Below are 14,988 nucleotides of genomic sequence, written 5' to 3'. Positions count from 1 at the left end.
TGTTCCTCCAAAGCCGGATTTCGAAATGGATGATGCGCGACAAGCGCTCCGAAACCCGTCTTCATGGCGGGAAGAGGTACAGACCGAACCTCATCGGATGTACCGGATTTGGGACGAGATAGTTAATGATGCGTAAACATTTCAGCCAGCCGTGACCTACTCCGCGCGCATCGGATATCCATGCGTTTTTCGGCCATTGGTAGAGAAGCTGCCCGTTTAGGCCTAAAAATGGACCACAAGAGGCCAGTTGCGACCGCGTTGAGGTCGGTCAAACGGCGGCAATATCCCGATATTTCGTCGCTATTCGTTTCGCGAGCGCTCACGAGACGCCGGAAGCGCCCAGGGATCAATCGATCAGGTTCTTTCTTATCGCCGAGGCGACTGCCTGGACGCGGTTGGAGGCTCCGAGCTTTCGGGTCGCCGACTTGAGATAGCTGTTGATCGTTTCCGCTGTGTAGCAGGATTCATCGGCAATCTCCTCGCTGGTCAAACCGCGACTGGCGAGTTTCAGGCAAAGCAGTTCGCCCCCAGTCAGGCGAAAATGACTGGCGGCAAATCTGTCCATGATAGGTTGGGTAACGGCACCATAGAGCGGTTCGGCCATTATCGATAAGAAGTCGCGCTCGTCTGTTGTGAATGGCCGCGCATTTGTGAAACAAACCGCGCCGTAGACGACATCGTTTCTGCACAAGGGGAACAAGATCCTGTTTCGCACGTCATGAGCGCGCGAAAGATAAAGAAGCCTCAGCGGTGGTGATGACAGATCGAAGGCTTCTTCTTCCGTGTAGACCGTCTTCCTTGTTTTGCCGGCCACAACCAAAGGGTCTTGTGGACTCATCTTCTCGGCAAAGTAGGTGTCCATGTAGAGTGGCGGCATATCCGTGTCGATCGACTGGCTGCAGCCGAATTCATAGCCTTCCAGATCCAGGCCGCCAATCGTCACGTATTCGAACGAAATGGCCTTCCGCAGCCTTTCGAGCAGCGCGTTTTGACGCAGCCTGCGCACGGTCGGAACAGACGAAAGGTCAACGTAGCCTGTAAAGTCCCCCGTGCGATCAGCGGAGCCCATCGCAGTCCCTTTTTTTTGAAAAGCCAACTGATTCTCGATTCTGGCCGCGAACAAATAACACACTAACTGCCGCAGAACGAGCATATCGCTCGTCCAGTTAACCGCTGGGCTGCGCGACAACCAAGCACATTGTCAGTCGACGAGCTTGATATTAGAGAGCTGCGGAACTGATTAAATTTAATCACATTTATCGTTACTCTTAACGAATCATTCATTTCCTCATCCCAATTTGGGGGTATCGATGAGGTTTGGTCAACGCCGGTTTTAATCCGGAAAGGAGTTTTGGGTGGGGTTTGAGGTACGTACCTTGTCACGGACAGGTATGATCTTTCGAGGTCGCGAATGTCGTTAAATTCTTATACCCGCGCTGGTTCGATCCAAGGTCCGGCGACGGGCGGCGCAGGGGGTATCTCATTGGGAACAGAAACCGTGGTCAGCGGCACCGATCCGGATGAACTCTCTGAGGTATTGTCGACGCCAGGATCGCCGATCAAGGTTGCGGCACTGAACAATAGTCCCATTAGGTTCCACTGCAACTTTCTCTCCGCAGGAGCGGTAAGGGTGGCGGATTGCGCCTACGAAGGGACGATCGCCCTCAAGCGGGAGGCGCCCAGCGAGAAGATGATCATTTTTCTGCCAAAGCAGGGAAATTTGATCTTCAACTACCCGCGGAAACCCATTGAGTCGGTTCCCGGGCGCGGCACTATTCTGGAAGGAGACCCCACCACCGGTACCCTTCTATTCGGCCCACGCCGTCATCTGGCTCTGTTCATCGATAAGGCCAAGATCACCGGCCACCTGAGCCATATGCTTGACCGGACCATCAGCGGCAAGATCGACATCCATCCCTATTTCGATATGACGTCGGATGCGGGGCTTGCATTGGTGCATCTGGCCGAGCAGCTTCATCGCGGCCTTTGCAAGGATGGCCCCCTGCGGCAATCGCCCCTGGCTCTAGCCTCTTTTTGCGACGCCGCCACCTATCTCATCCTTGAAAACTGTCAGCATCGCTACTCGAACGAACTGGGACGCCCGGCCCCTGCCCCCGCTCCGCGCCATGTCAAGTGGGCCATCGACTTCATGCACGAGCATATCGCCGCCCCGATATCGCTCGACGATATTGCGATCGCCGCCAAAGTCAGCGTTCGAACCCTGCAGCAGGGCTTCAGGCAGTTTAGGAATACGAGCCCCATGACCTATCTGCAGGAGATGCGCATGACCGCCGCTCATCACGATTTGCTCTCCTCCGACACGAAACAGACCGTTGCAGACGTTGCGGCCAAATGGGGATTTTCGCATCTCGGTCGATTTGCAGCCGAATACAAGAAGCGTTTCGGGTACCTGCCGTCACAAACATTGAAGGCTTAGAGGTCACTGAAGTCATTTCGATCCAGTGACCTCAAATTTCCGTTGCACCGCTTATCGCTGCATCAAGAGTTCATACAGTCGTTTCTGCGCCTCGGCGGGCGACATATTTTTGTCATTGAAGAAATCCCCGACCACACCAATCCAACCTTCCGACATCTGGCTCGGCATCGCCTGGGATTGAGCGCTCACCTCGCCCTTCTTCGCCCTGATCATTTCCAATCCTAGCCGGCCGCAACGGTCGAGACCGGCCGGATCGACGTCGGTGCGAACGGGAAGCGAGCCTTTGATCCGGCTGAAAGCGACCTGATTGTCCCGGTCCAGGATCATGCGCGCAAACGCTCTTTGGGCATCTGCCGTGCCATCACGGTTCGTCAGCGGAAAGGCAAAAGCATCGATCACCATGAAATAAGCGATGGAGGTGCCGGGAACGAGCACGCAATCGAAGTCCTCGTCGACGTGATAGCCGCGCGCCACAAGCTCACCTTTTGCCCAATCTCCCATAAACTGCATGCCAGCCTGGCCGGCGCCAACCGCGGCCGTGGCCTCTGCCCAAGTCTTGCTTTTTCGCGTTGCGAACGGTTCCACATAGTCCGACAAACGCGAAAGCATTTCCAGGGCCTCGATCATCCGCGGATCCTGAACCAATGCCGTATCACCGCTCATAAGGCGTGCATATCCCTCCGGTCCGAATTTATGATAGATGATGTCGTTGAAAATGAGCGACACTTCCCATCGTGCACCGCCAAGTGCAATCGGAACATGTCCGGCGGCTTTGATCTTTTCGGCGACGTTGAAGACATCGTCCCAGGAAACCGGCACGCTAAGGCCGGCATCGTCGAATATCTTCCTGCTGGTCCATAGCCAATTTTCCGCATGGATATTGGTCGGCGCGAAATACACCTTTCCCCGGTACGATATCCGGTCGAGGACAGTCGCAGGCATGACATCCCGCCAGTGATCCGCCTCGGCGACGTCATCTATATCCTGAACGATTCCCATCTCCGGCAGTTCCCGCGATCCAACATTCGCGTTCCACTGCATCACGGCCGGCGGATAGCCATTGGCGATACGATCACTCACGACACGCTGGACGGCGACCTTATTGGCGGCAGGCATGTCGGTCCACTGGTTGCCGGCCGCCACCCAAGCTTTTCGAAACACGTCGAGTGCGGCAGACTCGCTCTTCGATATCCAGAAATGCACGACATCCACCGACACCCCGTCGCCGGCAAGCGCCGGCGCCACCGGGCCAGTGACCGCCAAAGCAACCGCGAGCAATGCCCGCATCATTCCATTCATCCGCTGTTCCTTCATTGATAAAATTGATCGATCCACCGAATGCGGAATTCTCCTTGAACGTCAGCCTGCGATGCGCATCGTTCTCCGTGATGCGATGCGTGTGCCGCGGTTCGAGACCGTCAGACGCTCGACTGCTGCGGAGGCCGGTTCAGGCTTGGCAAACAAATAGCCTTGGCCGATCTCGCATCCTGCCTGCAGAAGGAAATCCTGCTGGGTTTTGGTTTCGATACCCTCAGCGACACAGCGTTTGCCCAGATTGCGAGCAAGGTTGATCATCGCTCCCACGATCTGCTCCGATCGGATATCGCTGCCAAGATCGGCAACGAAGCTGCGGTCAATTTTGAGCTCGTCGAATGGAAAGTCACGCAGGTGCACGAGTGACGCGAAACCGGTGCCGAAATCATCCAGCGAGACCGACATGCCCCGCTCCCTGAAGCGTGTTATGGTCTCCAATATCTGGCTGGCGCCACGGTTGAGAAAAACGTCTTCTGTCACTTCAACGGCGAAGTCGCGCCATTCAAGGTCATTGGCTCTGATCGCCGCAGCAATGATATCATAGCCGTCCCGACCGAGCAGCAGGACCTCTGGAAGGTTGACGGCCACCGATCCGGGGCGGAGCCCCGCGGCCTTCCACGCCTTGAGATCACGAGCCGCGATGTTGACGACACAGCGCGTCATGCTGCTGATCAAGTGGGATCCTTCGACGAGCGGCAAGAAGCGACCTGGCGGCAAGATGCCAAGCCGGGGATGATTCCAACGCACCAGGGCCTCGAAGCCCAGGTGTTCTCCGGTTTGCAGATTGACCTTCTGCTGATAGTAGACCACGAACTCGTCGCGGTCGGCGGCGAAAGCCAGAGCCGCTGCCAGTTGGTTCTCCTCAAGACGCCGCGCGAGCGAGGCTTCGTCGAAGATCACGGCGGTATTGCGCTTGGCCTTCGCAGCATAAAGCGCAAGATCGGCAACACGCGTGAGCGATGTCTCGTCTGCCGCATGCTGAGGTGCAATCGCACCGCCTATGCTGGCTGAAATCGGCAAGCCCCGACCATCAAAAGAAAACTCCGCGCCAATCGCCGCAACCGCGCGCTCGGCGAGTGCTTCCAACGCCGCTATATCGGCAAGACCGGGGAGCAGAACGGCAAATTCGTCGCCGCCAAGTCTCGCCACGATGTCCGTGGAGCGAAAGGTCCCTTGAAGGATGCGGGCAACGTGGCGGAGAACCGCATCCCCCGCCGGATGCCCCAAACTATCGTTGATGCCCTTGAAATGATCGAGGTCGACCAGCAGCATCGAAAAGCCCGTGCCGCTCCGCTCCAGCGACACAAAAAACGCGATCAACGCATCATTGAAGGACGAGCGGTTGCTGAGGCTGGTGAGCGCATCGGTATGCGCCTGATGCGTCAACTTGGACTCAAAATCGATCGTTCGCCGGTGCTCGTTACGGAGCCTCCTCAGAAGCGGCATGAAAAGAATTGAGGTGGCCAGAATGAGTGCGGTCGCCGTGAGGCTAAGAAGCACGGCGCTGATCAGGCGTGCATGATCTATGCTCCCGTCGCTGCTATCATGCGCGCTGTCGATCAACGCACTGAACTGGCGCATGAGCATGCTGTCCGAAGAAGCAGCAAAATCGATCGGCCCCCAAAAAGAATAACGCTGACGTCGATCTTCCAGTTTTGCCGACACAACCCTATCGGCGCGCTTGAGGAAATCCTCCAGCCGCCCGGCGAGTTCCAGCCGCATTTCTTCCGATGCGGCATCGCGCGTATTGAGCTTTTCAAGAAGATTCCGTTCCAACTTGCCGTGCAGTTCGTTGAGCTGCGTGCTCATGGCGCGGATGTCGCCGATTGCTTTGCGAACATCATCGACCATCGGCTTGATGATATATTCCGGCATCTCCGCGTTGGCCGAGGCGCTCATGACGGCGCGCGTCTGATTGGTAAGCTGCTGAAAACGGATGAACTGGCGCCCCGTAAGATAGCTGATGTCCTGCTGCAGCGAATGGCGATCGAGTGCGATCTCGACGGTCTGGTAGGTCGCGCCAATGAGCATCGTCATGACGACGACAGCGGCGACATAGTGCCGCCCAATGGACCTGATGTATCCATCCAAAGAGGAATGACGTTGGTCAGACGGAGCCATATGCTCGATCGTCACCGCATCGATCGGCAGCACACTTGTTCGAACTGTCGGCTTACCTGCGGTGAACGCGCCATAGGATACCTTGCGCGAAAACGAGGGTAGCTTCATGGCGATCCTCCTGGCTGCAGCGGTGACCAGACGTGTCATCCATCCGGTCTATTCTCATTGGGGGGAAGCCGCACAAGTCATTCGGGCGGGATCAACGGCCTCGCTGCGTCATCGATATCCGAAGGTCGCTGCTGCAAGGCGTGGGACGATTAGCCTTTGAGAAGTTTAATAAAATGCTGAGCGTGCCGAAGGGAGCAAGCCTTCACCGCGCATTTTGGATCAGATGACGTAATACGGATAGTCTTGTTTTATCAGTCTCACCGTCTGCGTGTCGCTCCTCATGCCTACGCCACTTTGGATCGATAGAAACAATCTCAGAAAGCCAATCGAAAAGATGACGCGCCTGAAAAGACGACGCCGTCACGCAAGCGGAAAGTGGCAGGCGACGCTATGGCCGCCCGTCTCGGCAGTCAGCGGCGGCCTGACCTCGTGGCAAAGCGGCTTGGCGTATGGGCAGCGGGTCGAGAATTTGCAACCCCTGGGAGGGTTAAGGGGACTTGGTATCTCACCGTCGAGCAATATGCGCCCCCGCTTGCCGCGATTGTGCGGCTGCGGAACGGCCGAGAGCAGCGCCTGGGTATAGGGATGGTGCGGTGCACCATAAAGTGCATCCGTTTCGCCGATCTCGACGATCGATCCGAGATACATGACAGCCACCCGGCTCGACACCTGCCGGACCACCGCCAGGTCATGGGCGATGAACACATAGGTGAGGTTTAGCCGCTGCCGTAGGTCGGCGAAAAGGTTGACGATCTGCGCCTGCACCGAAACGTCCAGCGCCGATACCGGCTCGTCAGCGACGATCAGGGCTGGCTCGACGGCGAGCGCGCGTGCAATCCCGATACGCTGGCGCTGACCGCCGGAGAATTCGTGCGGATAACGGTCGAGATATTCGCGACGCAGGCCGACGATTTCCATCAGTTCGGCCAGCCGGTTATCGATTGCCACTCCGCTGCGGATGGCATGCACCTTCAGCACTTCCTCGAGCATATCACGCACCTTGCGGCGTGGATTGAGCGAGGACGAAGGATCCTGGAAAATCATCTGCACCTTGCGCCGCACGGGCATAAGCGCGCGTTTCTCCGCCTTGGAAATGTCCTGGCCGTCGAAAGTCAGCCGGCCGGCGGTGATATCGTAGAGCCGCGTCAGGCAGCGACCGAGCGTGGATTTACCGCTGCCCGATTCACCCACCAGACCCAGCGTTTCGCCGGGATAGACATCGAGGCTGATCTCCTCGACGGCTTGCAATATACGGCCCGAACCCGGCCAGATGGTCTTGCCGACGACGAAGTTCTTGGTCAGCCCCTCGGCGGAAAGCAGCGGCCTGGTGTTCTCGGTCGCGCTCATGCGGGCTCCTCCGATATCAGGACGGTATTGCGCAGGGCCTCGCGTTCCTCTCCATCGAGCAAGCAGAGCACCGACTGATTGCCGATATGGCGGGTTGGCGGGCGGGCGGCGCATTCGCTCCGGGCGAACCGGCAACGCGGCTGAAAACCGCAGCCCTCAGGAATGCTGCCCGGCGTCGGCGGCATGCCGCCGATCGAAATCAGCCGCTTCGGACGCTCGCCCGCCAGCGGCGGGATCGAGGCCATCAGGCCCCAGGTATAGGGATGGATGGGATTGGAGAAGATTTCGCGCGTCGTGCCGCGCTCGACGATGCGGCCGGCATACATCACCGCCACCTTGTCGGCGACCTCGGAGACCACGCCCATATCATGGGTGATGAGAACAATCGCCAGACCAAGTTCCTTGCGCAGTCTGAGCAGCAGGTCGAGCACCTGTGCCTGCACGGTCACGTCCAGCGCCGTCGTCGGTTCGTCGGCGACCAAGAGCGCTGGCTGGCAGGACAGCGCCATGGCGATCACCGCCCGCTGCCGCATGCCGCCCGATAGCTGGTGTGGATAGCGCTCGACCGCTTCTGCGGGGTTGGAAAAGCCGACTTCACCCAGAAGCTCAATCGCCCGCAAACGGGCAGCCCCGGCCGAGATCGGCTCATGGGCGCGGATCTGTTCGGCGATCTGCCAGCCGATCGTATAGACCGGAGTGAGCGCCGTCATCGGGTCCTGCGAGATGAGCCCGATTTCTTTGCCGCGGATGCGGCGCATGGCACTTGCTGACAGTTCGAGAATCCGCTCTCCGCGAAAGGCGACCGCGCCTTCGACCTTGGTGGTTTTTGGATCATGGAGGCCGAGCAGCGAAAGCAGCGTTACCGATTTGCCTGAGCCGGATTCGCCGACGATCGACAGGATTTCTCCTTCGCGCACGGAAAAGGACACGTCATCCACGGCCCTGACAAGACCATAATCAGTGACGAACGAAACCGTGAGACCTTGGACATCGAGAAGAATGGGTTTTTCCGCGTTCTGCATCGTCAGTTCTTCCTCACGCGCGGATCGATCAGCACGTAGACGATATCGACGGACGCATTGGCGAGCACCACGAAGAATGAGGCATACATGACGGTGCCGAGGATCATCGGGAGATCGAGGTTGAGCAACGCCTGATAGGTGAGCCGTCCGACGCCGTTCAGGCCGAACACGACTTCCGTGAGAAGGGCTGCACCGCCGACAAGGGCACCAAAATCAAGGCCGAACATGGTCACGAACGGGATCAGCGACGTCCGGAGCGCATGCCTGAGCATCACCCGCGCCGGGCTCAGCCCTTTGGCACGGGCGGTGCGGATATAATCCTCCTGATAGGCTTCCACCAAGTTGGCACGCAGCACCCTGCCATAGATGCCGACATAAAGTGCTGCGAGCGTTGCCCAGGGAATAATCAGCGTCAGGAACCAGCCGACGGGATCGGAAAACAGCGGCTTATAGCCGAGCGCCGGAACCCAGGAAAACATCCAGGTGTCGTGGAAGCGGCTCTGCGAGATCAGGTTCATCACTTCGCCCAGCCAATAGACCGGCATGGAGACGCCAATCAGCGCGAGCGCCATGAGCCCCCGATCGAGCAGCGTGTCGCGGGCCATGGCGGCGACGACACCGAAGACGATGCCGCCGACTACCCAGAGCACGGCGGCACCGAACACCAGCGACAGCGTCACGGGTGCAGCCTCCGCAACCTGCGGCACGACGCGCATGCCGCGATTGACGTAGGAAGGGAGATCCTGCGTCACGAACAGCCGTTTCATCATCAGCGCATATTGGACCGGCAGAGGCCGGTCGAAGCCGAATTCGCTGCGGATCTGCGCGATCGTCTCCTGGGACGCATTGCGGCCGGCAATGCGCGCGGCCGGGTCGGAACCGGGCGTCGCAAAGAAGATCAGGAACACCAGCGCCGAGATGCCGAACATGACGAACACCATCTGGCCGAGACGCTGAAGGATTGCAAAAACCATCTCCGCTTCCTCAGACGATCTTGGTGCGTGGGTCGAGCACATCGCGGATGCTGTCGCCGAGCACGTTGAGCGACAGAACCGTGAGCGCGATGGCAATGCCGGGTGCCAGTGCCACGGCCGGGCGCGTATAAAGCAGGGTCTGCCCGTCCTGGATGATCGTTCCCCAGCTCGCATCCGGCGCCTGCACGCCGATCGAAAGGAAGGACAAGGACGATTCCGTCACGATGTTGAGTGCCATCATCAGCGGAATGAACACGATGAGCATCGTGGTGACATTGGGCAGAATGTCCTTCCAGAGGATGCGCCATTCGGGAACGCCCAGCCCGATCGCGGCCAGCACGAATTCGCTGTTCTTCAGCTCCAACACGCGGCCGCGCACCGGCCGCGCCACATAAGGCACGTAGATGATGCCGATAATTCCGATCGGCAGCAGCAGGCTATCGGCGGTGATCTCGATCGGGCCAAGCACGATGCCCTTGGAGATCAGCACGATCGACAGAGAAATCGCCAGAAGATAGACCGGAAAGGCCCAGAGGATATCGAGCAGTCGCGACAGGATGATATCGACGACGCCACCGAAAAAGCCCGCACAGATGCCGATCAGCGCGGCCAGGATCAGACAGATCGCAGTGGCGCAGGAGGAGATCAGTAGCGAATTGCGGCCGCCATAGAGAAGCCGGGCAGCGACATCGCGTCCCTGCGTATCGGCGCCGAGAAAATACTGTGCAGCCCAGGTCGGACCGATCGGCGTGACACCAAGGCCCAGGCCTTCCGTCGAAGGCTGCATGATCTTGATTTTCTTTCCGTCGACATTGACCTTGCCGCTGAGATTGGACCGGAACGGATCGGTCATCGACACGTAGTTCGCATAAAGCGGCGCAGCGAGGCTGGACAGGATAATCAAAAGCAGTACCAGGGCAGCGGCGACCGTCGCCTTGTCGCGCTTGAGTAGCCGCCAGGCCCGTTGCCAATGCCCCGAGCCTTTTCGCACGCCTTGGCTTTCGGAACTCTCCACCGGATTTGCAACGCTGTCGGGTACGAGGGTCATTTCCGTTTCCTGCCATCATGCACAGTCGAGCGGCTGCAAATAGCCCTCTGTTCTTGCCGGTCCGGATTGTTCAAGAAGAGATCGAACGGGCAATGGCGTGTATCGCACGCCATTGCCCGAAGGCATTTACTTCACCCAAGCCATTTACTTCACCCAGGACTGGGAAACGATCCAACGATTCTGCTTGTTGAACAGATAATTGCCGAGGCGGGCCGAGGTGAAATTCACGCTCTTTGGCGTGAACAGCGGCGCCAGCGGCGATTCACCCATATAGGCCTTGTCGATCTTGGCCCATTCCGCATTCGCAGCATTCTCATCGGTCAGCGAAAGGGTCATGGCTGCCTTCATCTTGGCGTCGAGGTCCTTGTTGCAATAGCCTGAGATATTGATCGAGGAATCGCTGCCCTGGTGGAAGCTATCGCAGGAAAGCAGCACGTTCAGAAAGTCCGATGCGGCCGGATAGTCCATGTACCACTGGGTAACACTGATCTGGACGTTGTTGTTGGTATTCTGGATGTAGGCGAACTGGATATTAGGCGAGATCGCCTTCATCGAGGCATCGTAGCCGAGCTCGCTGAGCACGCTCTGCAAATAGGTGCCGATGCCGCGCGCAACTGCGTTGTCTTCGGCGATCACGGTCACCTTCTGGCCCTTCGTACCGGAATCTTCGACCAGTTGCTTGGCCTTATCCATGTCTGCCTCGGACCATTGCGGGCCAGGATCCTTGGTATAAAGGCAATCATCGACATGGCCGGGGAAATCAGGCGGCAGGATCTGGCAGCTCGGCTGTGCCAGCACTTCGCCGCCGAAAAGACCGACGAGCGCATCGCGGTCGATCGCATAGTTCAATGCCTGTCGTGCCTTGATGTTATTGAAGGGCGGCAGACCGACATTCATCGGCGCGTACCAAAAGGCCGCCAGCGGATCGAGATGAACCTGCTTGGCATATTTCGAGCCTAGTTCCGGCAAGCGGTCTGCCGGCGGCGTGTCGTACATCCAGTCCACCTGACCGTTGATTACGGCATTGATGCCGGCCTCTTCCGTCATGCCGAACTTGTAATCGATTTCGTCGGCATAGCCGTCCGGCTGGGCGTCGGCGCTCCATTCCTTGAAATAAGGATTGCGCTTCAGCACCATCTGTTCATTCGGATTGTAGCTTGCGATCATGTAGGCGCCGGTCCCCGGGATGGGGCTCGTGCCGGCATCCTTGGCAGCCGTATCGGCCGGAACGATGCTCGCATGCGGCACCGCGAGCTTGGCGAAGAACTCCGAATCCGCCGCGACGAGATTGATGGTGACCGTGCCGGCCTTTTCGTCGGCAATCACGCCGCCATCAAGCGTGCAGGTATCGCCATTTTCCATGCATTTATCGGCGCCGACGATGCCATTGTAGAAACTGCCCATGGTCGGGCCCTTGACCTTGAAGATCCGCTGGAACGAGGCCAGCACATCGGCCGGGGTGACGTCCTTGCTGTTGGAGAACTTGATGCCCTTGCGGATCTTGAACACATAGGTCTTCCCGTCGTTCTTGACCTCTGGCATCGCCTCGGCGATCGCGGGCACGATCTTGAAACCTTCCGTGCCGCCGGCCTGCTTGAACTTGACGAGACCGTCGTAGGTCATCTGGTAAACTTGCCAATATTGGGCTGTGTAGTTGAGCATCGGATCGATGGTGCCGGCAGCCGAAACGGCCGAAAGCGTCATCGTGCCGCCGCGATGCTGGGTCATCAGCGCCGCGCGGTCTTCGGCATGGGCCGCCCCTGAAAGCATGGTCTGCGCGAGCAGAAGGCCGGCGAAAGCCGCCACAGTGCAGCGGATGGATATTGTCGATCGTATCGTCATGATTATCTGTTCCCTTTTATTATAGCTGGTTCCATGCGGCTGCCCCGTGAGGCAATCTCTTGTTTTCACGGTGCTTTCTCATCCAAAAAGGCAGCGACCTCTGCCATGCAGGCCGCGCGCTCCTCGACATGCGGCATGTGGCTGGACTGTTCAAATATCCGCCAGCGCACATCCGGAATTTCATCGGCATAGGGTTGCACGCAGGCTTTCGTCGCCTCGTCATAGTGGCCAGAGATTAACAGCGTCGGAACGTCGATGGTCGAGAGGCGGCCGACGATCGACCAGTCCTTCATCGTGCCGATGACATGGAATTCGTTGGGACCGTTCATCGTGTGGTAGACAGTCGGGTCGTCGGCGATGGCGTCGAAAGTGCGCTTCACCTCGGGCGGCATGGGGACGACGCGGCAGACGTGGCGTTCGTTGAAAACGTCGGTCGCCTTGGCGTATTCGTAGCTGTCCGTCGTGCCCGCCTGTTCATGCTTGAGCAGCGTGGCCTGCACATCGGCCGGCAAGGCTTCCCGAAGGCGATTGGCCTCAGAAATCCAGGTCTTCATCGCCGCCGGCGAATTGGCGATCACCAGCGCCTTGAGCCCGGCCGGCCGATCGACTGAGAATTCTGCCGACAGCATCCCACCCCAGGATTGTCCGAGCAGGCAGTAGGCATCGCGGATGCCGAGATGGTCGATCAGATTGTGGAGTTCCGCCTTGAAGAAATCGACCGTCCAGAAATCACCACCCTTTTCCGGCAGGTGCGTGGACTTGCCGTTGCCGACCTGGTCATAATGGATGACGGCGCGGCCCGTGGCGGCGATGTCCTTGAAACTGTCGACGTAGTCATGCGTGCAGCCCGGCCCGCCATGCGCGACGATCAGCGGCGGCTTGCCGGAGGCGAGATCGCCGGTGATCCGATACCAGGTCTGATAGGCGCCGTAGAGTGCATAGTCTTCGGTTAGCTGCATGTTTCGTCTCCCTTCTTCATCATCTTCCTTAGAGTCCGCCACGGGTACGCCTGTCATTCTTGCAGATGGCATCCGCGGCTTCCTCGATCGTCATGCCCCAATCCATCGAGATGCTTCTCAAGCGTTTGAAAGCGGTCGCTTCGCCGGCATATCCTTGCTGCATCAACTGCAATACGGCGCGCACAACGATCGGCCGCTGTCGCAATCGGTCCTCGAGCGTACGAATATCGTCGGCATCGCCGCGGGCCTTCTGGTAGGCATGCGACGCGATCAGCAGCGCGCTATAGGCGCCGGTGGAGCCGATCGGCTTCAGCATGTGCGCGTTGGAGCCCTGGCCCAGCACCCATTCGATCCGTCCGGGCGCTTCCGAGCCGATCAGCGCCACAAGCGGCATGGGCGAAAAGCCTGATGGCCAGGGAAATTGCTGGTCGTGTCCCATATCGGCATCGAAAAACACGACGTCGGCGAGCGCATCCTGCTCGTCGAGCTGCGGCCAGACGGCCCTGACCTGGATATGCAGCGAGTCCAACTGGCGCGTCAGCGCCTCGACGGCCGGGTGCGGCCGATGCAAGATCACCGCGCGCCAACTGGAAAACATCGGTCGTTCGAAGCGGCTCATTTCACCACCCTTAGTCCGGCTCCCGGCGCATAGCCGCTGGGTTTGCCCGGAAAAATCGAACGCACCAAGTAAGGGTCAGCCTCGACAACGGGCGTTTCGGTGTCGAAAATCTCGAAACCGCCCTCACTGTCGGACCTGCCGATAAATGGCCGCAACCCGGCATAATGTGTGCGCGGATCAAACGAAATAGGCCCAATGGGCGTATCGAACCGCCGTTGCGTGACCACCTTGCGGATCAGATCCGGATCGTCCGTGCCGGCATCAGCGACTGCCTGAGCCAGGACGGAAACCGCCATGTAGGCGAAGACGAATGGCCCGGTGACCGGGCGTCCGCCGCCGCGACGGGCTGCCAACCGCGCCTTGAAACGCCGGTTTTCCTCAGTGTCGAGCCTGTCCAGATAGATGTTGGTGACGATGTGCCCAGCCTTGGCCTGCGGGCTGAGGTCCGCGAGGTCGATTTCCGAAAGGTTGCAGGCTACGAGTGGTCGGCGTTCGGCGCTAAACTGGACGTCGTCCTCACGCAGCTCCGCATAGGCACGGATGAACGCCTGGGCGGAACGACCAACGAGGTTGGAGAGGATGAAATCCGGCCGCTTCTGGCGGATCTCGGCAATCAGATGGTCAACCTCTTCCGAACCGAGTGGCACAAAGCGCTCAGCCAGAACCTCACCACCCACGGCTTCGGTTATCTCGCGTGCAATGCGGCCAATTTCCCAGCCCCAGATATAGTTCGAGCCGACGATGAACGGCCGCCGGCCGTAGCGCGGCAGGACATAGTCGAACAAGGGCAGCAGATGCTGGTTGGGACAGGCCCCCAGATAGATGACGCTGTCACTCGTCTCATAACCTTCATGCGGAAAGGCATACCACAGCAGCGCGCCGTGGCGTTCGACGACCGGAAGCACTTCCTTCCGGCTCCAGGACGTGATCGCACCGACAATGTGCCGACATCCCCGTTGCCGGATGGTGGCTTCGGCAAGTTCGGCATAGCGTTCTGCGCTACCGGCTGGATCATCGACGCGCGGTTCGAATTGGAAGAAGCAGTTGGGATCACCGTTGACTTCGGCGATCGCCGCCAAGGCCCCGTCCACAGCATCGCGGCCAAGCGCTGCGTAAGTGCCTGTCGTCGAATAAAGAAGCGAAACAGGGATGGGCTTCCGGATCATGAGGCGTCCCACGACACGTAACGCAGGCGGC

The 14,988-nt window shown here is 58.9% G+C and carries 12 protein-coding genes; 1 reads left to right on the top strand and 11 read right to left on the bottom strand.

Going from position 1 to position 14,988, the window contains the following annotated elements; genetic code table 11:
• Positions 1-346 precede the first annotated feature (346 nt).
• Positions 347-1,153 carry a LuxR C-terminal-related transcriptional regulator gene (locus tag GGD50_RS20315; RefSeq protein WP_246451354.1) on the bottom strand — a complete coding sequence of 269 codons (807 nt, stop codon included), beginning with the start codon at positions 1,151-1,153 and terminating at the stop codon, positions 347-349.
• Positions 1,154-1,411: 258 nt separating this feature from the next.
• On the opposite strand from GGD50_RS20315, the gene GGD50_RS20310 reads away from it, so the two are divergent.
• Complete coding sequence (locus GGD50_RS20310; protein WP_183938825.1) at positions 1,412-2,437, top strand: helix-turn-helix transcriptional regulator; 1,026 nt, start codon at positions 1,412-1,414, stop codon at positions 2,435-2,437.
• Between the two features lie 51 nt (positions 2,438-2,488).
• On the opposite strand, the gene GGD50_RS20305 is transcribed toward GGD50_RS20310, so the two are convergent.
• The 10 genes from GGD50_RS20305 to GGD50_RS20260 form a co-directional block, all read right to left on the bottom strand.
• On the bottom strand, positions 2,489-3,727 hold the full coding sequence (locus tag GGD50_RS20305; RefSeq protein ID WP_183938994.1) for an ABC transporter substrate-binding protein: 1,239 nt from the start codon (positions 3,725-3,727) through the stop codon (positions 2,489-2,491).
• 69 nt (positions 3,728-3,796) lie between these two features.
• The gene (locus tag GGD50_RS20300) at positions 3,797-5,872 is read right to left on the bottom strand and encodes a putative bifunctional diguanylate cyclase/phosphodiesterase (RefSeq protein ID WP_183938992.1); all 2,076 of its coding nucleotides are present in this window, start codon (positions 5,870-5,872) and stop codon (positions 3,797-3,799) included.
• Between the two features lie 468 nt (positions 5,873-6,340).
• Positions 6,341-7,327, bottom strand: a complete 987-nt coding sequence (locus tag GGD50_RS20295; RefSeq protein ID WP_183938824.1) for an ABC transporter ATP-binding protein — start codon at positions 7,325-7,327, stop codon at positions 6,341-6,343.
• A complete protein-coding gene (locus tag GGD50_RS20290; RefSeq protein ID WP_183938823.1) occupies positions 7,324-8,349 on the bottom strand; it encodes an ABC transporter ATP-binding protein in 1,026 nt (341 codons plus the stop codon). The genes GGD50_RS20295 and GGD50_RS20290 overlap by 4 nt, the downstream gene beginning before the upstream one ends.
• 2 nt (positions 8,350-8,351) lie before the next feature.
• Complete coding sequence (locus tag GGD50_RS20285) at positions 8,352-9,323, bottom strand: ABC transporter permease (protein WP_183938822.1); 972 nt, start codon at positions 9,321-9,323, stop codon at positions 8,352-8,354.
• Between the two features lie 10 nt (positions 9,324-9,333).
• Positions 9,334-10,371: an ABC transporter permease gene (locus GGD50_RS20280; RefSeq protein WP_183938821.1), complete on the bottom strand. Its 1,038-nt coding sequence runs from the start codon at positions 10,369-10,371 to the stop codon at positions 9,334-9,336.
• A 144-nt stretch (positions 10,372-10,515) separates the two neighbouring features.
• A complete protein-coding gene (locus GGD50_RS20275) occupies positions 10,516-12,213 on the bottom strand; it encodes an ABC transporter substrate-binding protein (RefSeq protein ID WP_183938820.1) in 1,698 nt (565 codons plus the stop codon).
• Positions 12,214-12,278: 65 nt separating this feature from the next.
• A complete protein-coding gene (locus GGD50_RS20270; RefSeq protein WP_183938819.1) occupies positions 12,279-13,172 on the bottom strand; it encodes a proline iminopeptidase-family hydrolase in 894 nt (297 codons plus the stop codon).
• 28 nt (positions 13,173-13,200) lie between these two features.
• Complete coding sequence (locus GGD50_RS20265) at positions 13,201-13,791, bottom strand: ANTAR domain-containing response regulator (protein WP_183938818.1); 591 nt, start codon at positions 13,789-13,791, stop codon at positions 13,201-13,203.
• A complete protein-coding gene (locus tag GGD50_RS20260) occupies positions 13,788-14,957 on the bottom strand; it encodes a transporter substrate-binding domain-containing protein (RefSeq protein ID WP_183938817.1) in 1,170 nt (389 codons plus the stop codon). Before GGD50_RS20260 ends, GGD50_RS20265 begins: the two co-directional genes overlap by 4 nt.
• Between the last annotated feature and the right edge of the window lie 31 nt (positions 14,958-14,988).

It is taken from the genome of Martinezella paranaensis, from assembly GCF_014200235.1.
Lineage (GTDB): Bacteria > Pseudomonadota > Alphaproteobacteria > Rhizobiales > Rhizobiaceae > Rhizobium > Rhizobium paranaense.
Note: the sequence above shows the minus strand (reverse complement) of the source record. Positions and strands in the feature narration are given on the sequence as shown.